The sequence below is a fragment of the Qipengyuania sp. Mu-71 genome, assembly GCF_036867055.1.
Lineage (GTDB): Bacteria > Pseudomonadota > Alphaproteobacteria > Sphingomonadales > Sphingomonadaceae > Qipengyuania > Qipengyuania profunda.
In genome coordinates this window covers 1-19,040 of the sequence record NZ_JBAJHR010000002.1, presented here as the reverse complement: position 1 = coordinate 19,040, position 19,040 = coordinate 1, and the positions used below count along the sequence as shown (strand labels likewise).

Genomic DNA, 19,040 nt, shown 5'->3' with positions numbered 1-19,040 from the left:
GGGGCGGCATCAGCCCTTCACCGACTGCCAGTTGGCTGCCGACCAGTCGCTGCGCAGCATCCAGTCGTCGAGCGCGAAGTGGCGCACCACGCCCATGCTGATGGGTTCGAGGAAGAAGATGCCGATGCTCTCGCCAAGCTGCCAGGCGACTTCGCCCTGCGCGACATAACCGGGCAGCAGCACGACTTCGACCGGCGTGCCGACATCGGCAATCAGGTCGCGGCACTCGATCATGCAGCCCGAAGGCGACAGATTGCGCATGGCACAGCGCAGACCGGTGCCGCCGATCGTGACGCGAAGATTGTCCTGCGTCTGGCTTCGCTGTTCGTCGCGTCGGTCCATCGCTCGTTCCCTCGTTCCGCCCAATGGGGCAGCGCGATTCCCTTCTACATCCCGGTCCAAGTCGGGAAGCTGAACAGCCGCGGCGGCGGTAGCCGTGCGATGATCCATTGCTGTCAAAGCCATTTCGTTCACCCTCGAGCCACGCCAAACCGTGCCATCCGCGCGGGGATATGCCAGCGGTCGGCGCGGTAGGATTGTATGCACACGCCATTGTGATGCGCCGCCGAAAACCCACAGCTGCAGGCCGGTTTGCGCTGGACAAGGGCATGAGCATGCGATGAGGTCCGCAGCCGGAATTCGGAGGAGGTAGAGCAATGCCCAAGGCCATCGCGAACGGGATCGAGATTCACTACGAGGAACAGGGCGACAAGACCGCCCCGCCCATGCTGCTGATCATGGGATTTGGCGCGCAGTTGACGCTGTGGCCTGATGAACTGGTCGAGGCGCTTGCCAGCCGCGGCTTCCGCGTCATCCGCTACGACAATCGCGATATCGGCCTCAGCCACAAGTTCGACGGGGTCAAGGCGCCGGGGCTGGTCAAGATGACGCTCCTCTCCAAGCTCGGGCTGAAGCCCAAAGTGCCCTATACGCTGGCCGATATGGCCGATGACGGGGCCGGCTTGCTCGATACGCTGGGCATCGAGAAAGCGCACATCGTCGGCGCGAGCATGGGCGGGATGATCGCCCAGCATTTCGTTTCGCGGCATGCCGACAAATGCCTGTCGCTCACCACGATCTTTTCGACCACCGGCAATCCCAAGCTGCCGCCCGCCAAGCCCGAGGCGATGAAGGCGCTGGTCACCCGCCCCGACAGCACCGATGTGGAGGTGCTGGTCGAGCACGGCATGATGGTGGCGCGCACGATCGGTTCGCCCGGCTATCCGACCGAGGACGAGCGCCTGCGCGAGCGCACCACCGCCAGCGTGCGCCGCAGTTTCTACCCCGAAGGACCGACACGGCACCTCTCGGCGATCGTGGCGGATGGCGACCGCCGGGGCATGCTGAAAGACGTTACCGTGCCGACGCTGGTCTTGCATGGCGAAGACGATCCGCTGGTACCCTGCGAGGGTGGCCGCGATACGGCGGCCTCGATCCCCGGCGCCAAGCTGAAGACCATCCCGGGCTGGGGCCACGACCTGCCGCTCGAGCTGGTCGACGAGCTTGCCGATGCGATCGCCGGCCATGCCAAGGCGAATGCCAGCTAGGCCCTAATTTGGGCGGTTGTTCGACCAATGGCTGTCGCCGGTCGACCGGCGGACGAACGGAAATTGTCGCTAGTGGTTCGCAAAAGGCGAGTCTGCTGCGCCGCTGCGCTCGATTCTTGCGTTTGCCAAAAATGATCGATTCGGGATGCAGGCGGGAAGTTGCGCTGTGCCCTCAGGGAGTTGCCATTCGCCCCTCCGAGACCCCCTCGCGCGGGGAGTTTGACACTAAATCCTTCGCGCGTATCCTGATGCACAGGACGTCCGGCTCCCGCAGACGCCGGCCTGCCCCGATCGACCACTGATTGTGGACCATGGGACTGCCGCCCGCCTTGTGCCGGGCGTGCAACGCGACTGCGGCCGATCATCTTTGCACGCGAAAGGATGATCCGATGAAATCCCCCCTTATGGCCTTTGCCGGTGCCTTGCTGGTGACCGGCGTCCCCGCGACTTCGCAGGACATCGTCGTCTCGGCGGAGAATGCCGCCGTCGAGACGATTTCCCGCGACCTCGATCGCAATCTCCTGCGTGCCGACTGGCCGCGGCGCGAGCTGGTTGGCGAAGGGATTGCCATGGTGCGGTTCCAGCGCGGCGCCGATGGCCGCCCGGCCGATGTGAAACTCTATCGCAAATCGGGCCAGCGCAGCGTGGATCGTCGCGCGCTGGTGGCGGTTGCCCGGCTGGGCCGGAGCAATCCGCTCCCGGCGATCGGGGCGCCCGACCAGATCTTCCAGGCCAACATCGTCCTCGCCAACAGCCACCAGGCCTTTGCCGATCTGTCGTCGCAGCTGGCGAAGCTGGAACAGGCGCGCCTCGCCGACCCGCGCGAACGCACCGTATTCGCGTTCAATTCGGCTCCGCGCGCCGCGTCCTAGCGCCGGCCCCGTCACTGTTCTTCGGCGTTGCCGTGATCCCGTGCTGCGGACGGGATGCGGCAGCGCCGGAGTCTGTGCCGAATGCCCGCCTCGATTCCAAAATTGCGCACCCGGATTCGATTGACTCACAAGCCGGACCGATCGTTTTTGCCCGCAAAATTTTTTTCACGGATTCATTTAGCCCCTTGCGCTCGCCCGAAGTCCAGCTTGGTCCACGCGTCGCGGCGTTGCAGCCGGATAAGGCACCGCGTCCGCCGGGCCCGAACCAGCCTTAAATCGGCGTTGACCCTCTTGCGCCGGAGTCCCGCCTGATTCAGTATCTAGTGGTCAGGCTACCATGGGTACCCACAAGACCTAGCTTTTGGCGGCCGGCTCCCCATATTGAGGAGCCCCGCCCCAGCGGCATGGCTGTGGGGAAAAAGGGGAAAAGTTTTCGCCCCGGAGCCACACAAAATTGGTAGGCGGGGCAGTGGCCTCGTCGACTCGAACACAACCGGAACGCGGGTGGCCTGATAGCGGCCCGCGGAGCACTCAGACGGCGGGGCACACGATGGATTTCAAGAGCGGGAACGACACGGCGATGGCATTGGATTTCGACACACAAGACACCGCGCCCGAACCCACCACCGAAGAGAAAGCGGTCGCCATGGACAAGACGGACAAGGGCAGTGACGAACTGGTCCAGGCAGCGGCGGGCGAGGCGCTGGCCGGCGCGGTCGCCAGCGCGACCTCGGAAGCGGCCGAACATGACAGCAAGAAGGTGCTCGATCGCCGGTTCGACGTGAAGACCGACGAGAGCCGCGATGCGTTGCTGACCGAATTCGGCAAGGAAACGCTGACCGATCGTTACCTGCTTCCGGGCGAAGGCTACCAGGACCTGTTCGCGCGTGTGGCCGATTATTTCGCCGACGATGCCGAACATGCGCAGCGGCTTTACGACTATATCTCGAACCTGTGGTTCATGCCCGCCACGCCCGTCCTGTCGAATGGCGGCACCACGCGCGGCCTGCCGATTTCCTGCTATCTCAACAGCGTGTCGGACAGCCTCGACGGCATCGTCAACACCTGGAACGAGAACGTCTGGCTCGCCTCGAAGGGCGGCGGCATCGGCACCTATTGGGGCAATGTCCGCGGGATCGGCGAACCGGTCGGCCTCAACGGCAAGACCAGCGGCATCATCCCCTTCGTGCGGGTGATGGATTCGCTCACGCTCGCAATTTCGCAAGGTTCGCTGCGCCGCGGTTCGGCGGCCTGCTATATCGACGTTTCGCACCCCGAGATCGAGGAGTTCCTCGAGATCCGCAAGCCGAGCGGCGACTTCAACCGCAAGGCGCTGAACCTGCACCACGGCGTGCTCGTCACCGATGCCTTCATGGAAGCGGTGCGCGCGGGCGAGGAATTCGACCTCGTGTCCCCGCGTGACGGATCGGTGCGCAAGACCATCGACGCGCGCAGCCTGTTCCAGAAGCTGGTCGAAACCCGGCTCGCCACGGGCGAACCCTATATCGTGTTCTCCGACACGGTGAACCGCATGATGCCCAAGCATCACCGCGAACTGGGGCTCAAGGTCTCGACCTCGAACCTGTGCGCCGAAATCACGCTGCCCACCGGCATCGACCATCTCGGCAACGATCGCACTGCAGTGTGCTGCCTGTCCTCGCTCAATCTCGAGAAATGGGACGAATGGAACGGCGACAAGCAGTTCATCGAGGACATCATGCGCTTCCTCGACAACGTCCTGCAGGACTATATCGACCGGGCGCCCGACCAGATGGCGCGCGCGAAATATTCGGCCATGCGCGAACGCAGCGTGGGCCTCGGCGTGATGGGTTTCCACTCCTTCCTCCAGGCCAAGAGCATCGGCTTCGAAAGCCCGATGGCCAAGGTGTGGAACCTCAAGATGTTCAAGCATATCAGCGCCAAGGCGGAAGAAGCCTCGCTGGTGCTGGCGCAGGAACGCGGGCCGTGCCCCGACGCTGCCGAAACCGGCGCGATGGAACGTTTCAGCTGCAAGATGGCGATTGCGCCGACCGCGTCGATCAGCATCATCTGCGGCGGGACCAGCGCCTGCATCGAACCGATCCCGGCCAATATCTACACGCACAAGACGCTGTCGGGCTCGTTCATCGTCAAGAACCCCTATCTCGAGAAGATTCTCGACAAGAAGAGCAAGAACTCGACCAATGTGTGGAATTCGATCCTCGAGCGGGGCGGCAGTGTCCAGCACCTCGACTTCCTGACGACCGAAGAAAAGGCCACCTTCAAGACCAGCTTCGAAATCGACCAGCGCTGGCTGCTCGAATTCGCCGGCGACCGGGCGCCCTTCATCGACCAGGCGCAGTCGCTGAACCTGTTCATCCCGGCCGATGTCGACAAGTGGGACCTGATGATGCTGCACTTCCAGGCGTGGGAAAAGGGCATCAAGTCGCTCTACTACCTCCGCTCGAAGAGCGTGCAGCGCGCCGGTTTCGCGGGCGGGGTGGAAGCGGACAACACCGCCGATGCCGCGAAGTTCGAACTGGCCGCGGGCGCCGAGCAGACCGATTACGAGGAATGCCTCGCCTGCCAGTAATAGGCGGCCTCTGGTGACGTCTGGGCGGCCCTAGGTTCACCTCTCTCACCAGCCACGATTGCCCATATGAAAGGCCCCGCCACCGGACATCCGGGGCGGGGCTTTTTCGATCCGCTATGGGATCGTAACGGCGGGGTCGCTCAGGCGACCGCCTTGTTGCCGAGACCGGCGGGGATGCGCGCACCTTCCTTGAGGTAGATACGGTTGTCGTCGATCTTCTCGACATCGTCGAGCGACAGGAAGTGGTGCATGTCATCGCCGCTGTCCGATTTGGTCAGCTTGATGGCATCGCCTTCGACTTCATCGACCGTTCCGACATGCTGGCCCTTGGCGTCGGCGATTTCCATGTGTTCCTTGATGCGAATCTTCTCGAACATCTAAATTCCTTTTGTTTTGCGTTGCTTACACCTTACCAACGGGCGGGCAGTGGCTTTGGTCCACGCTTCGCCGAAGCTGGTGCACGGCGCAGCCGACCCCAAGATTTCTTAGGGTCGGACGCTCTCTCGACTGACGGGACGCTCAAATTAAAGCCTTTGGCCTTCCGCGCGTATCCTGCGCCGCCCTGATGCTCTCGACAGCCGACCGGGACGGGCTAGTATTAACCAACCGGCGCAAGGCGCATTTAATCACCCATGCGCGGGCATTATTCAGACATCCCATAATATCTTCGAATGGCATTCTGCATTGTCTTTGGGAGGAGGGGGAATTCGGTAGTGCACTCTCCATACGTATGTCCGGGGCACGGCCATGGGCGGACTGAGGAACTTCTTCGAGGACTTCCTGGCATCGCTTGACCATGCCGAAAGCGCGGATGCGATCTGGACCGCCGCGCTCGATGCGATCGGCCGGGTGCCCGTGTCCGGCGAGGTCCATGTCTTCTACCGCGATACGGAGGAGGAGGCGGCGACCGCGCTGTCCACGCTAGCGCTTGATGCCTCTCGGCCAGCTAATGCCAGCAGCGTCGCGATCTCGGCATTCCCCTTCGGCCAGGCCGCCCGCGATGGGGCCGATGCGAGCGCGCGCGACGTCGGGCAGTTTGCCGAGCGACCGGGCACGGGCGACAGGTCGACCATGCAGGCCATCGCCATCACCGTCGATGACCCGCCCTGCGAAGGCATGGCCGGCCTCCCGGTGGTGCGCGATGCCAGCGCCCCCGACCGCGGCGTCCCGCCTGAGGATTTCGCCGGCGACGTGACCGCGGCGCTCGATGACAGCTACTGGATCTACCTCTCGGCGGTAATGCATTTCACCTATGCCTATCTCGAGAAAATCGCCGGACCGGCGCCAAAGCGCCTGCGGCCCGCGCTGAGCGGCCGCCAGGCCGATGTCCTCGCGGGTCTTGCAGCGGGCAAACGCCAAAAGGAAATCGCCTACGACCTCGGCATCAGCGAAAACACGGTGGCCTATCATGCCGCGCGGCTGCGCCAGCGGCTCGGCTGCAGCCATTCGAACGAGATCGTCGCGGCGGCCTATCTCAGCGGTCTGCTACGGTCTCCCGATCCGCGCCGCAGCTAGCGACCACGAATATGGTAATAGGAATCGATCTGGACGCGCCGGTAGGCGCGCTTCCCCGATAGCGCCCTGAAACTGCCACGGATCATGACGTCGACGATCTGGCCCACAACCAGCAGGACTACCCCCAGCAGCGCCATGGATCCGAAGATCGGGGACAGCGGAAAGGTCCATACATGACGCCGCAGCAATTTGCTGGGCCAGGCAGAGGCGGCGATACGAACCAGCAAGGAGGCGAACACGAGGCTTGCAACAAGGTAGGTACCGACTCCGGTCGCAACGTCATCGAGCCCGATGGACATGTCGATCTCCAATTCTCGCCTGCGCGGCGCACAATTGCACATCTGCCGAAAGGCGGGAGCCGCTCGACCGGTGCCCGGCCCGGGAAATGGACGGATTCGCTTCCTGGGTGTTCTGGTGAGTCACCCCCCTGCCGTTAATGATAATGCCCAGCGGGCCGTGCAGCGACAATACCGAGGAACCTTGGGGTTGACGCAAAGCGCGGCGGGCTATCCAGCGCACAATGGGGCGCTCCGGTCGCTTGTCATGCGACCACCGCGGGTACGGCGAACGGCTGCTGCTTTGAAGAATGGCGCGGTTCGTCGCATACTGCCGCCGCGCCACCGGGCGCATCTGCGGTTGACCACATCTTATCCCCGCCGAATCATTCCCGCTTGCCTTCGAATCCGGGTTCTGATTCCCTATATGAGTCGTTCACGCTGAATCGGAGAACTACCAGATGTCGTTGCTCGAAGCCCGTAAGACCTACAAGCCCTTCGAGTACCCCTGGGCCTACGACTTCTGGAAACGCCAGCAGCAGATCCACTGGATGCCCGAGGAAGTGCCGCTGGGCGAAGACTGCCGCGACTGGGCGCAGAAGCTCACCGAGCACGAGCGCAATTTGCTCACGCAGATCTTCCGGTTCTTCACCCAGGCCGATGTCGAGGTGCAGGATTGCTACCACGACAAATATGCGCGCGTGTTCAAGCCGACCGAGATCAAGATGATGCTGACCGCCTTCTCCAACATGGAGACGGTGCACATCGCCGCCTATTCGCACCTGCTCGACACGATCGGCATGCCCGAAAGCGAATATTCCGCCTTCCTCGAATATGAGGAAATGGCCGACAAGCACAATTACATGCAGCAGTTCGGCGTCGACAATGACGAGGATATCGCGCGCACGCTGGCGATGTTCGGCGGCTTCACCGAAGGCATGCAGCTGTTCGCCAGCTTCGCCATGCTGATGAACTTCCCGCGCTTCAACAAGATGAAGGGCATGGGCCAGATCGTCAGCTGGTCGGTGCGCGATGAATCGCTGCACTGCGAAGGCATCATCCGCATGTTCCACGAATTCGTGCGCGAGCGCGACTGCCTGACCAAGGCGGTCAAGGAAGACATCATCGACATCTGCCAGAAGTCGGTGCGGCTGGAAGACAATTTCATCGACCTCGCCTTCGAAATGGGCCCGGTCAGCGGCATGACGCCCAAGGAAATCAAGAAGTACATCCGCTACATCGCCGACTGGCGGCTGGGCCAGCTCGGCCTCCAGCCGATCTACATGATCGACGATCACCCGCTGCCCTGGCTCGCCCCGCTCTTGAACGGCGTGGAGCACGCCAACTTCTTCGAACAGCGCGCCACCGAATATTCCAAGGGCGCGACCACCGGCGACTGGAATTCGGTCTGGTCGAGCTTCGACAAACGCACCAAGGCCAAGGCCGCGAACGAGGAAGGCGTCGCGCAGGACGACGGCCCGGGGCTGTTCGGGGAAGACGCTGGAGCGCAGGCGGCTGAGTAATGTTGTATCCGTTCGAAATCGATCGGCCGCCTCAGCACACTGATTTCGTAACGAAAGGGCTTCTTCCCGCAAATTTGCCGTCGGTCATCTCATCGGCATCTTTAGCTCAACCGTATCTACCCGAAGGAAACCGCTATTTAGTCACCCAGAACCGGGTTGGGAAAACAGCGCCGTTTGATGCTACAAAAAGGGGTGAGCAACGGAGGTCTTTCCAAGTTCCTCACCCTCTATTCGCTAGGGATGCCGGACTATTTATCGAGAATAACTGGGCTGCGATTTGGTCGCACATCAATGCCTCAATGGGGTCCGCTTCGAAACCGATGAGGCCGGCGTCGCACTACCGCGCGACTGCTATGACTTCACAAAATCGACTTCGTGAAATACGCATTCAAAAATTGGCTGCTAAGCGCTTCTGTTTAGTAACGGACGTCGCTCGCTGTTTTCCTTCAGTCTACACTCATTCAATTCCTTGGGCGCTTCATGGAAAGCAGGCGGCGAAGCAAGACAGGCGCCAGCAGTCAGCCGAGGTTTGGGGAAATAAATTAGATTTCATTCATCGACAAGCGCAGGATGGCCAAACAATCGGTCTTCCGGTGGGTCCTGATGCATCGCGCGTAACTGCAGAAATTATTTTGGCGAGTGTTGATGCGGAGTACCTTCAAGCGACCCGAACAAAAACTAGTTTTGTCAGACATGTCGATGACTATTGGATAGGCGGAGACTCTATTGATGACTGCGAAAAAAGTCTCAATGTATTAAGGCGAGGTCTCGGAAGTTTCGGCCTTGATATCAACGAAGCCAAAACTCGTATAGTTGAACTCTCTGAGGTTACAGGAAGCTACTGGCCGGACGATTTAGCTAGCAAGATAGAAGAAGTTTTCAAAATAAATGCACCTTGGGTGCCGGGCCGTCGAGTGCAAAGGGGGGAGGTGAATGACCTTTTCTCTCGATCTATAAATATTGTACGGGAGACAGAAGACACTGCGATCTTAAAGTTCCTGTTACGAAAAATGGATACGTCATCTATTTGGAGCGAGAACTGGAAGAAAGTTGAGCCTTTCTTGGCGCACATCGCGGTGCAGTTCCCTCATGTCTTCGACTATGTTGCAAGAATATTGGCGTGGGCAATACGTCGAGAAGTTTCCGTCGACCGCACCCTTTGGCGGGAGGTCGTAGGCGCGGTTGCGAAGACGAGTGCCGATTTTGGTCGAGATGGTGAATTGCTTTGGGCGTTTTGGCTTTACAAGGAGTTGGGCTTCAAAGTCCCTAGGCCAATTATCGCGAAAGCAATCCTTAGCAGCGGTCCTTTGCCACTCGCATTAGCGGTGCACATGGCATCAGCTGGGCTCGTCACAAACCCAGATTTCTTTAGTTCGTTAAGGGCAAGAGTTTGTTCTCCCGATATGTATGCGGGATCCGATTGGCCTCTCCTGCTCGAAATTTTTGTTGTGGGGGAGGGAGACGAGTTACAGCGACAGTACCCACTAGATGGATCACTCATGCAAAAGCCGTTTGCAGAGAATTCGTCTATAGTCCGTTATGACGCGTATCCTGAAGTTTTCTATGAAGATAGAGAGGATCGACAAGATTTTGAGATAGGAGACGAATTCGACTTCCCAGATCATGCGATTGAAGACTTCACTTCGAGTTATGATGACGAGGACGAGGACGAGGACGAAGATGGCAATAATAGGTTCTTTTTAGACGACGATGAACCTTTTTAGAGTTAATCTCGCGAGTTCACAGTTTCATGATCTCAAAGAAAGGCCGGCTACCCTCTCCATCGACACCACTCCCCTTTCCCGCCACCCCAATAACCCCGCGCGCCACCCTCGCGGCGCATGAAGGCCGCCAGCCGGTCCTCGCTGCCGTCGGGGCGCAGGCGGTAGACGGTCCTTAGCGCGCGGCCGTAGTGGTTGGTGGGTTCGTCCAGTCGGTGCGTCATGCGGAACGGGCCGCGGTTGAGCCAGCCTTGCAGCGCGCTTGTAGAGGCATCGGCCTGAACCGCCTCTCCGGGTTGCATACCGTGCCGCGATGGCAGAAAGACTTATTGCGTCAACGCGCTAGCGGCGTCTCGCCGACCGCCTATCGAGGGGAGATACAGCGGTGTCGACATTGCAGGTGCTCGAACTCGCGACCTATTATCTGATCGCGGTCAATTTCCTTACCTTCCTCGCCTTCGGCTACGACAAGATGCAGGCCGAGAGCGGGGGCTGGCGGGTGGCCGAGGCGACGCTGGTCTTCTTCGTGGTCATTGGCGGTATCGTCGGCGCGCTCGCGGGCCGGGCGCTGTTCCGGCACAAGATCCGCAAATCCGCCTTCACCGCCAAGCTGGGGGGCGGGGCGCTGCTCAATCTGGGCATCGTCGGCGGGCTCGTCGCTCTCACTACCGAGACATCGCCCGAAGAGCAGGCGCGGCTCGATGCGGTCATGGCGAGCGTCCATTACCCCGGCTGCAACGAAGTGCGCGCGGCGGGCAAGGCGCCGCTGCGCTATGGCGAGCCGGGCTACCGGACGGACATGGACGGCGACGGCGACGGGGTCGCCTGCGAACCGCATTACTGAGCGCTCGCGCGAACGGCTTGCGTCGTATCGGCCATGGTGCGAAGCTGCGCGGGCACCATCCCGTGACAGGAGTATTGCCATGACCACCCGTTTCACCGCCGCTGCGCTGCCCTTGGCCGCTGCATTCGCTCTCGCCGCTTGCGGCGAAGCCGAGGACACCACCTATGAAGTCGACGCGACCGATGAAGGCGGCGGCGAACTGATCGTGACCGAGGAAGTGCCCGGCGCGGTCGAGGTCGACACGCCCGACACGCCGATGACCAATGTGCCCGAAGAGGGCGCGGAAGAAACCGCCGAATAGCGGCCTGAACCCTCTCGCCCGCGGGAGGAGCTAGCGGGCTACCTAGCCCTTACCAGCCCCACGCGGCGGGCGGCGTTTCCACCGGCGCGCTGGCATCGATTTCGACGCGGAACAGCCGGGTCGGGTCGTTGTGGCGCGTGAGCTGGTAGGCGAAGCGCGCGTCGGCGCTGCCGCGCGGGGTGACTTCGATCCGCCAGACATTGGTCAGCGAGGCGGTCAGGCCCTCGCGGGTGAACAGCGTCACGCTTTCGGCGTCCACGGGAAAGTCCTGCGCGCTCGCGCTCCCCGCGTCGGCGCTGGTCCCGCCATAAAAGGTCACCGCATCGGCCTCGCCATCGGCATGACGGTGATCGTGCTTGAGCGTGAACCGCGTGTCTGCGCCGGTGCCCTCGCGGGTCACGATCCATGTGCGGCTACGGTTCCAGGATGGTTCTGGTCCTACGGCTTCGCTGCCTGAGGACGTTTCTATACGTCCTACCGCTTGGCTGCTTGGGGTCGGGGGCGCTTCCTCGACATGAAAGGCGATCGCCACGCGGGTTTCGTCGCACTCGGCCCAATGCGCGACCATGCGTTTGCCCGCCCAATCGGCATCGCGCGCATCCGTGCTGGCGAGCCCGCCCGCATAGGCCTTGCCGCAATGGCTCGACAGCGCTTGCCAGAACACCTCCTGCGGGTGGGCAACGGTGCTGGCGGCGGGGACGGGCGCGGGCGCGCAGGCGGCGAGGGCGACAGCCGCGAGCGGCAGGGAGAGTTGGGCGATATGCATCGCGCCAGCCTAGGGGCTTGGACAGCCAACGCAAAGCCCGATGAATTTCGCGCTCGCGCCGCATGCCCGCGCAAAAAGGGGCGACGGGATTGACCCGCCGCCCCCGATGCGGCCGCTGTGCGGGAAGAGGAGGGATCGCCCGCCGCGGCCGATCGTCTGGTTTATTCTCAGCGCTCGGGCTGGGTATCCACCGTGGTGTCCGCCTCGGCATCGACTGCGGCGTCGACGCCGGGTGCCGAAGCATCGGCATTGGCGCTGCCATCGACCTGCGTTTCGAGATCGGCAGCCTGCTGCGTGCGCTCGGCGGTGTCTTCAAGGCGGTCCTGTGCGGCGTCGGTCGCTGCCTCGGTCCGCGTGCGGGCCCGCGTCGCGGCGGTCTCGGTCCGATCGGTCACGCTGTCGGTCGTGCGCTGGGCGCGGTCGAGTGTCGGCTGTGCATCGACGCGGGCATTGGCGGTCGCATCGACGGCGCCGGTGACCGGTCCGGCAAGCTGCGCGCTCGCGGCGGTGGCGCCGGTGGTGGCAAGCAGGGCGGCGGCTAGTGCGGTAAGCTTGGTCATATCTGCGTATCCCGTTTTCGTTCTTGGGACCCGGGATACGGCAGGGGCGGCAATCCGGCTCCCGCAATTGCGCCGAAATGTGCCTGGGAATTGGCGGGGCGAGCCGGTTCATCACCCGTTTATCGCGGGTTTATCTGCGGTTCATGAAGCCCAGCCATTGCCGCCCCTCTTCCAATTTCTTTGCCTCGCGGCCCCGCCACCGCTATTTCGCCGCCGATGAACGAGACACGCGATATCCACGCCAAGGCCGAAACGCTGATCGAGGCGCTGCCCTATTTCCAGCGCTACGCGGGCCGCAGCTTCGTGGTCAAATATGGCGGCAATGCCATGGGCGACGAACGCGCGGCGCGCGAGTTTGCCGAGGATGTGGTGCTGCTGAAAGCGGTCGGCATCAATCCGGTGGTGGTCCACGGCGGCGGTCCGCAGATCGGCGCGATGCTCGAAAAGCTCGGCGTCGAGACGACCTTCGTCGATGGGCTGCGGGTCACCGACAAGCAGACTGCCGAGATCGCCGAAATGGTGCTGTCGGGCGCGATCAACAAGGCGATCGTCGGCTCGATCGCGCGCGCCGGGGGCAAGGCGATCGGGATCTCGGGCAAGGATGGCGGGCTGGTCACCGCAACCAAGCTGCAACGCACGCGCAAGGACCCCGACAGCAACATCGAGAAAGTGCTCGATCTCGGCTTCGTCGGCGAGCCGGCCAGGGTCGACACGGCGATCCTCGAAACCGCGACCGGTGCGGGGATGATCCCGGTGGTTGCACCGATCGGCGTGGGCGAGGATGGCCATACCTACAATATCAACGCCGACACCATGGCGGGCGCGCTGGCGGCGGCGCTGGGCGCGGCGCGGCTGCTGCTACTGACCGACGTTCCGGGCGTGCTGAACAAGCAGGGCGAGCTGCTCACCGATCTGACGCCCGCCGACATCCACCGGCTGCGCGATGACGGGACGATCTCGGGCGGGATGATCCCCAAGCTCGAAACCTGCGTCCAGGCGGTGGAATCGGGCTGCGAGGCGGCGGTGGTGCTCGACGGGCGCGTGCCGCATGCGATGCTGCTCGAATTCTTTACCGCCCGCGGCGCGGGTACGCTGGTCAGCCGCGGGGCTTAACCCGTCGGATGGGGGTAGCGCGGGGCGTGTCGCGCTTGTAGGACGCGCGACACGGCAGCTTCAAGGGAACGCTCGATCACATGCAGGCGCTCAGCACTATCTACCAGATCATCGCCATGCTCACCAACGTACTGGTGATGCTGATCATCATCCAGTTCATCATCGGGCTGCTGTTTGCCTTTAACGTGGTGAACCGGTCGAACGAGTTCCTCGCCGGCTTCTACATGGCCATCAACCGCTTCCTCGAGCCGGTCCTGCGCCCGATCCGCAACCTCCTGCCCAATACGGGCCAGATCGACTTCTCCCCCCTGGTGCTGATCATCCTGCTCAACATCGTCCTCATCGTTCTCGGCAATGTGATCTACGGCTGATGCCGGCGCAGGTCATCGACGGGAAGGCATTCGCCGCCAGGCTGCGCGAGCGCGTCGGCCAGCAGGCGGCGAAATTCGCCGAGGCGGCGGGCCGCAAGGCCGGCCTCGCGGTGGTGCTGGTGGGCGAGGACGCGGCGAGCCAGGTCTATGTGCGCAGCAAGCACAAGGCGACCGTGGCCGCACACATGGAAAGCTTCGAGCACCGCTTGCCCGCGGATACGGCGGAGGCGGAGCTGCTCGCACTGGTCGAGCAGTTGAACGCTGATCCGGCGATCGACGGTATCCTCGTCCAGCTGCCGCTGCCCGGCCATCTCGACGAACAGGCGGTGATCGCCGCGATCAGCCCCGACAAGGATGTCGACGGCTTCCACGTGACCAATGCCGGGCGCCTCGCGGTCGGGCAGAGCGGCTTCGTGCCCTGCACGCCGCTGGGCTGCATGATGCTGCTCACCGACCGGCTGGGCGATCTGTCGGGCCTCGAGGCGGTGGTGATCGGCCGCTCGAACATCGTCGGCAAGCCGATGGCGCAGCTGCTGCTCGATGCCAACGCCACGGTCACCATCGCGCATAGCCGGACGAAGGATCTGCCCGGCGTCGTCCGGCGCGCCGATATCGTGGTTGCGGCGGTGGGCCGTGCCGAAATGGTCAAGGCCGAATGGCTCAAGCCGCAAGCGACGGTGATCGATGTCGGTATCAACCGCTTGCCCCCCGAACCGGGCGCGGACAAGGGCCGGTTGGTCGGCGATGTCGACTATGCCGGGGCGCAAGGCGTCGCTGCCGCAATTACGCCGGTCCCCGGCGGTGTCGGACCGATGACGATCGCGGTGCTGCTGCGCAACACGCTGGTCGCGGCCTATCGCAACGCCGGTCTCGACCTGCCCGAAGGCGCGCTTTGAGACTGGCGATCGCCCTGCTGGCGCTGGCGCTGACCGCTTGCTCCACCGGGCCGAACCCGCGCGATCGCTATGCACGGATGCTCAAGCCGACCGCCAATCCTTCGAAGGTGGTCGCCGCCGAACTCGGCTTCGCGCGCATGGCGCAGGATGAGGGGCAGTGGACCGCCTTTCGCGAGTATGCCGCCGATGACGGCGTAATGTTCGTCCCCGAACCGGTCATCGCGCGCGACTGGCTGAAGGGCCGGGCGGACCCCGCGCAGGCCGTGCGCTGGCAGCCGCATCACGTCTGGTCGAGCTGCGACGGCTCGCTCGCGGTGACGCGCGGTGCCTGGCAGCGGCCCGATGGCTCGAACGGCTATTTCACCACCGTCTGGCAACGCCGCCGCGATGGCGAATACCGCTGGACGCTCGACCAGGGCGATAGCCTCGAGACACCGCTCGAAGCCCCCGAATTCGTGCGTACCGATGTCGCCGACTGCCCCGCTCGCGGGCTCGCCGCCGAATTGCGCGAACAGGCCGAACAATCGCGCCCGGTGACAGGCGGTACCTATTTCGACCAGGTCAGCGCGGACAGCAGCCTGTTCCTGACCTTCGTCGTGTCGCCCGACCTGTCGCGCAACTGGAAACTGATGCTGCACCGCGACGGCATGATGGTCGATGCCATGACAGGCAGCGTAATCGCACCTTCGGAGGATTAGCATGACCGCGCTGTTCTTTTCGGCTTTCATCACATTGTTCGTCGTTATCGACCCGCCCGGCTGCGCCCCGATCTATGCCGGGCTGACCAAGGGCGCAGCGCCTGCCGAGCGCCGCAGCATGGCGATCCGCGCGGTGGTCATCGCGGGCATCATCCTCATCGGCTTCGCGCTGTTCGGCGAGGATCTGCTCGACGCGCTGCATATCGAACTCGACAGCTTCCGCATCGCGGGCGGCATCATGCTGTTCCTTATCGCGCTCGAAATGGTGTTCGAGAAGCGCACCCAGCGGCGCGAAGACCGGGCCGAGAAGGTCGCTGCGACACCCGAAGTCGAGGATGTCTCGGTGTTCCCCATGGCGATGCCAATGCTGGCGGGTCCCGGCGCGATCGCCGCGATCATGCTGCTGACCAATGAAGCGCGCGGGACCGAGGAAACGCTGGTCGTGCTCGGCGCGATGCTGGCCGTGCTCGCGCTGACCGCCGCGGCGCTGATTGCCGCGGGTCCGCTGATCCGCGTGCTGGGCGACCGGGTCGAGGCGGTTATCACGCGGCTGCTGGGCGTCCTGCTCGCCGCGCTCGCGACGCAATATGTGCTCGACGGGCTGAAGGGCACTTTCGTCGGGTAACGCGGTTCCGTGTCGGTTCAGTCCGGCGCCTTAGACAGACACCATGTACCGCTTCGCTTCCTTCCTGATGCTCGTCTGGTTCATGGCGGCGTCTCCTGCGATGGCGCAGCCGCTGCCCGACTATTCCATCGCCGAGCTCGAAGCGGCGATTGCTGCGGGCAAGCTCGATCGCATTGCCGTGCTTGCCGCCGAACAGCATGGCGAGACGGTCTATGCGAAGCGCTTCGATGGTGAAGCTGCGGGAACGCCGATCGATATTCGGTCTGCGGGTAAGTCGCTCACCGCGCTGGCGGTGGGCGCGGCGATTGCCGATGGCGCGCTGGCAGGGGTGGACGTCGCGGTCTGGCCTTATCTCGGCCATCCCCGCGGTGAACCATGGGATTCGATTACGGTCGCGGACTTGCTCGGCATGTCGTGCGCGCTCGATTGCAATGATTGGGATCGCAAGTCGCCGGGGCAGGAAGAGCGGATGTATCGAACGCGCGTATGGCGCGATTTCGCACTCGCCTTGCCTGCGCGGGACTATGTGCGCGACCAGCGAGGGGAAGGGACATTCTCCTACTGCACCGCGGGGGTCTTCCTGCTCGGTCAGGTGGTCGAACGCGCCACGAGCGAGCGCTTCGACGCCTATGTCCAGCGCCGCTTGTTCGATCCGCTGGAGATCGACGGCTTGGCCTGGCGGCACTCGCGCAGCGGGGAAATCCAGTCGGGTGGGCAATTGACGATCGGTTCGGATGCACTGCTCAAGATCGGGCGCATGGTCCTCGATGGCGGACGCTGGAAGGGCGAGCAGCTGCTACCCAAAAGCTGGATCGACGCGATGCTCTCGCCGCGTCACCAGCTTGGCGAGCATGTCTATTACGGACATCTGTGGTGGGCCACGCCGATCCGGTCGCCGCGCGGCTATGAAGGGGCGTGGATGATGAAGGGCAATGGCGGCAATTTGGTCGCCATCCTGCGCGATTACGACGCGGTGCTGGTGGTGCAGGCGGAAAACTACAATCGCAAGGATGCCGATCGGCATGCCTTCACCGCGTTGGCAGCGTTGCTCGCCAGCCTGGAGCCGCCCGCAGCGCCTACTGCAAGGTAACGATCTCGTCGCCGTCGTCGCGCAGCGCGAAGAACTGCATCAGCTGGATCATCAACTCGCATCGCTGCTTGAGGTCGGGCACTTCGAGCAGCGCCTGTTTCGAGGCCGGGTCGAACGGGGCGATCTGCGCCACGCCATTGATCAGCGTCTCGTCGTCGAGCCGCGCGACCGAGTCCCAATCGACCGAATAGCCCTGCATGTCGGCAAAACGGCGCGCCTCGAATTCGAAGCCGGCCCGCTCGACGCTGGAAAGCACTTCGTCCCCGGGCTCTTCGATCAGCTCGGCCTCGACCTGGCGAAAGGCGGTCGCGACATCGATTTCGCGTAGCACGCGAAACCGCGATTCGCCGTCGAGGACGATGTTGTAGCGCCCGTCTTCGAGCGCCTCGACATCCGCGATCCGTCCGACGCAGCCGATCTCGTAGAGCGGGGCACCGTCCTTCGACTTCTGCGGCTGGATGATCCCGATCAACCGGTCTTTGGCCAGCGCATGCCCGACCAGGTCGCGATAGCGCGGTTCGAAGACATGCAGCGGTAGCTGCAGGCCGGGAAACAGTATCGCACCGGGAAGCGGGAATATGGAGAGACGGACGCTCAAGCTGCGGCTTACCCGAAGAGGAGCCTGGAGAGGCGGCGGCGCGTGCTCACCACCCACGGATCTTCCAGTCCGACGGCTTCGAAGATCTGCAGCAGCTTGGCCTTGGCCGCGCTCTCGTTCCACTCGCGATCGGCTTCGAACATGCCCAGCAGCTCGTCGGCTGCAGCATCGCGGTCGCCCGCAGCAAAGGCCGCCTCGGCATATTCATAGCGCGCCTGCATGTCGCCGCCCGCGGCCTTGTCCTTGAGCGCTGCCAGTTCGCTGTCGTCGACGCGGTTGCCGGCCAGTTCGAGCGCGGTCTTGGCCTGCTCGACCTGTGGATCGGCGGCCAGCGCCGGATCGGCTTCGGCGGCCGCCAGCGCAGCCTGTGCCTGTTCGACATGCCCGGCCTGCACCAGCGCGCGGACCAGTCCGGCATGCGCGGCGGCATTGTCGGGTGCCATCTGCACGACCTGCGCGAAAATGCCCGCGGCGCGTTCGGCATCGCCTTCGGCGAGCACGTCTTCGGCCATGGTCACGAATTGCGAGACATCCTGCTGCGGCTGTCCACCCGCGGCGCCCTGCTCCCCGCCCGGCTGGATCGGCAGCTGAGCAAGGATCTGGTCGAGCGTCTGCTTCATCTGCGATTCGCTGCGCGCATTGGTCAGGTCGGCGACCGGCTGGCCCTGGAACAGCGCATAGACGGTGGGGATCGACTGGACCTGGAACTGCGCGGCGATGAACTTTTCCTCGTCGACATCGACCTTCCTGAGGATCACGCCCTTGTTGGCATATTCCGCCGCGACCTTTTCGAGCATCGGCGCCAGCGCCTTGCACGGGCCGCACCATTCGGCATGGAAATCGAGGATGACGAGCTGCGACATCGACGGTTCGACGACCTCGGTCTTGAAGCGTTCGACCGCTTTCTGTTCATCCATGCTCAGACCCATGCTCGCCACGTAAATCCACCTTTCGTTCGAAAATCGCGTCTGCCCCATGTGGGCATTCGCACGCCAATGTGAAGGAGCGCCGGTCCACCCGCAAGAGCCGCAAAAATTCTGCAATTTTCGGCTTGCGGGACTCAGGGACCGCTGCTAGTTGGCCGCCTCCCCACCGGGCCTACGGCTTCCGGTAGCGCCAGTGAGCGGGCGTAGCTCAGGGGTAGAGCACAACC

General features: G+C 63.3%; 22 protein-coding genes. 14 read left to right on the top strand and 8 right to left on the bottom strand.

Annotated elements, in window-relative coordinates:
• Positions 1 to 9: 9 nt before the first annotated feature.
• Positions 10 to 342: a PilZ domain-containing protein gene (locus V6B15_RS11910; protein ID WP_334201377.1), complete on the bottom strand. Its 333-nt coding sequence runs from the start codon at positions 340 to 342 to the stop codon at positions 10 to 12.
• A gap of 314 nt (positions 343 to 656) precedes the next feature.
• Between V6B15_RS11910 and V6B15_RS11905 the strand changes: the two genes are divergently transcribed.
• The 3 genes from V6B15_RS11905 to V6B15_RS11895 all read left to right on the top strand — a co-directional run bounded on the left by V6B15_RS11905 (position 657) and on the right by V6B15_RS11895 (position 4,991).
• Positions 657 to 1,547 (top strand): alpha/beta fold hydrolase, encoded by an 891-nt coding sequence (locus V6B15_RS11905; protein ID WP_334201376.1) that lies wholly within the window; start codon positions 657 to 659, stop codon positions 1,545 to 1,547.
• A 389-nt stretch (positions 1,548 to 1,936) separates the two neighbouring features.
• Positions 1,937 to 2,419 (top strand): energy transducer TonB family protein, encoded by a 483-nt coding sequence (locus V6B15_RS11900; RefSeq protein ID WP_334201375.1) that lies wholly within the window; start codon positions 1,937 to 1,939, stop codon positions 2,417 to 2,419.
• A 550-nt stretch (positions 2,420 to 2,969) separates the two neighbouring features.
• Entirely contained in the window at positions 2,970 to 4,991 is a 2,022-nt protein-coding gene (locus tag V6B15_RS11895) for a ribonucleoside-diphosphate reductase subunit alpha (protein WP_334201374.1), read from the top strand.
• 140 nt (positions 4,992 to 5,131) lie between these two features.
• Here the strand turns inward: V6B15_RS11895 and V6B15_RS11890 are convergent, their stop codons facing one another.
• The gene (locus V6B15_RS11890) at positions 5,132 to 5,368 is read right to left on the bottom strand and encodes a DUF2171 domain-containing protein (RefSeq protein ID WP_334201373.1); all 237 of its coding nucleotides are present in this window, start codon (positions 5,366 to 5,368) and stop codon (positions 5,132 to 5,134) included.
• 370 nt (positions 5,369 to 5,738) lie between these two features.
• Between V6B15_RS11890 and V6B15_RS11885 the strand changes: the two genes are divergently transcribed.
• Entirely contained in the window at positions 5,739 to 6,506 is a 768-nt protein-coding gene (locus V6B15_RS11885; protein ID WP_334201372.1) for a response regulator transcription factor, read from the top strand.
• Here V6B15_RS11885 and V6B15_RS11880 read toward each other — a convergent pair.
• Positions 6,503 to 6,805 (bottom strand): hypothetical protein, encoded by a 303-nt coding sequence (locus V6B15_RS11880; protein WP_334201371.1) that lies wholly within the window; start codon positions 6,803 to 6,805, stop codon positions 6,503 to 6,505. The genes V6B15_RS11885 and V6B15_RS11880 overlap by 4 nt on opposite strands.
• A 437-nt stretch (positions 6,806 to 7,242) precedes the next feature.
• On the opposite strand from V6B15_RS11880, the gene V6B15_RS11875 reads away from it, so the two are divergent.
• Positions 7,243 to 8,304, top strand: a complete 1,062-nt coding sequence (locus V6B15_RS11875) for a ribonucleotide-diphosphate reductase subunit beta (RefSeq protein WP_334201370.1) — start codon at positions 7,243 to 7,245, stop codon at positions 8,302 to 8,304.
• Positions 8,304 to 10,028 carry an RNA-directed DNA polymerase gene (locus V6B15_RS11870; RefSeq protein ID WP_334201369.1) on the top strand — a complete coding sequence of 575 codons (1,725 nt, stop codon included), beginning with the start codon at positions 8,304 to 8,306 and terminating at the stop codon, positions 10,026 to 10,028. The genes V6B15_RS11875 and V6B15_RS11870 overlap by 1 nt, the downstream gene beginning before the upstream one ends.
• A gap of 47 nt (positions 10,029 to 10,075) precedes the next feature.
• Here V6B15_RS11870 and V6B15_RS11865 read toward each other — a convergent pair whose 3' ends face one another.
• On the bottom strand, positions 10,076 to 10,327 hold the full coding sequence (locus V6B15_RS11865; protein ID WP_334201368.1) for a hypothetical protein: 252 nt from the start codon (positions 10,325 to 10,327) through the stop codon (positions 10,076 to 10,078).
• 83 nt (positions 10,328 to 10,410) lie between these two features.
• On the opposite strand from V6B15_RS11865, the gene V6B15_RS11860 reads away from it, so the two are divergent.
• Entirely contained in the window at positions 10,411 to 10,869 is a 459-nt protein-coding gene (locus V6B15_RS11860) for a DUF1294 domain-containing protein (protein WP_334201367.1), read from the top strand.
• 79 nt (positions 10,870 to 10,948) lie between these two features.
• Positions 10,949 to 11,170: a hypothetical protein gene (locus tag V6B15_RS11855; RefSeq protein ID WP_320181462.1), complete on the top strand. Its 222-nt coding sequence runs from the start codon at positions 10,949 to 10,951 to the stop codon at positions 11,168 to 11,170.
• Positions 11,171 to 11,219: 49 nt separating this feature from the next.
• On the opposite strand, the gene V6B15_RS11850 is transcribed toward V6B15_RS11855, so the two are convergent.
• The gene (locus V6B15_RS11850; protein WP_334201366.1) at positions 11,220 to 11,936 is read right to left on the bottom strand and encodes a hypothetical protein; all 717 of its coding nucleotides are present in this window, start codon (positions 11,934 to 11,936) and stop codon (positions 11,220 to 11,222) included.
• 167 nt (positions 11,937 to 12,103) lie between these two features.
• Positions 12,104 to 12,496 carry a hypothetical protein gene (locus V6B15_RS11845; RefSeq protein WP_334201365.1) on the bottom strand — a complete coding sequence of 131 codons (393 nt, stop codon included), beginning with the start codon at positions 12,494 to 12,496 and terminating at the stop codon, positions 12,104 to 12,106.
• A 216-nt stretch (positions 12,497 to 12,712) separates the two neighbouring features.
• On the opposite strand from V6B15_RS11845, the gene argB reads away from it, so the two are divergent.
• The 6 genes from argB (at position 12,713) to V6B15_RS11815 (ending at position 17,289) form a co-directional block, all read left to right on the top strand.
• Positions 12,713 to 13,609, top strand: coding sequence for an acetylglutamate kinase (argB, locus tag V6B15_RS11840; RefSeq protein ID WP_320181465.1), 897 nt, complete (start codon positions 12,713 to 12,715; stop codon positions 13,607 to 13,609).
• Positions 13,610 to 13,689: 80 nt separating this feature from the next.
• Positions 13,690 to 13,980: a YggT family protein gene (locus V6B15_RS11835; RefSeq protein ID WP_253521646.1), complete on the top strand. Its 291-nt coding sequence runs from the start codon at positions 13,690 to 13,692 to the stop codon at positions 13,978 to 13,980.
• Positions 13,980 to 14,876, top strand: a complete 897-nt coding sequence (folD, locus tag V6B15_RS11830) for a bifunctional methylenetetrahydrofolate dehydrogenase/methenyltetrahydrofolate cyclohydrolase FolD (protein ID WP_334201364.1) — start codon at positions 13,980 to 13,982, stop codon at positions 14,874 to 14,876. The genes V6B15_RS11835 and folD overlap by 1 nt, the downstream gene beginning before the upstream one ends.
• Entirely contained in the window at positions 14,873 to 15,574 is a 702-nt protein-coding gene (locus V6B15_RS11825; protein ID WP_320181467.1) for a YybH family protein, read from the top strand. The genes folD and V6B15_RS11825 overlap by 4 nt, the downstream gene beginning before the upstream one ends.
• Position 15,575: 1 nt before the next feature.
• Positions 15,576 to 16,199, top strand: a complete 624-nt coding sequence (locus tag V6B15_RS11820; RefSeq protein ID WP_253521656.1) for a MarC family protein — start codon at positions 15,576 to 15,578, stop codon at positions 16,197 to 16,199.
• Positions 16,200 to 16,242: 43 nt separating this feature from the next.
• Positions 16,243 to 17,289, top strand: coding sequence for a serine hydrolase domain-containing protein (locus V6B15_RS11815; protein ID WP_334201363.1), 1,047 nt, complete (start codon positions 16,243 to 16,245; stop codon positions 17,287 to 17,289).
• On the opposite strand, the gene V6B15_RS11810 is transcribed toward V6B15_RS11815, so the two are convergent.
• Together V6B15_RS11810 and V6B15_RS11805 are read right to left on the bottom strand one after the other, a co-directional pair.
• Positions 17,276 to 17,887: an LON peptidase substrate-binding domain-containing protein gene (locus V6B15_RS11810; protein ID WP_334201362.1), complete on the bottom strand. Its 612-nt coding sequence runs from the start codon at positions 17,885 to 17,887 to the stop codon at positions 17,276 to 17,278. The two genes, V6B15_RS11815 and V6B15_RS11810, sit on opposite strands and share 14 nt — an antisense overlap.
• An 8-nt stretch (positions 17,888 to 17,895) precedes the next feature.
• Entirely contained in the window at positions 17,896 to 18,816 is a 921-nt protein-coding gene (locus V6B15_RS11805; protein ID WP_334201705.1) for a tetratricopeptide repeat protein, read from the bottom strand.
• Between the last annotated feature and the right edge of the window lie 224 nt (positions 18,817 to 19,040).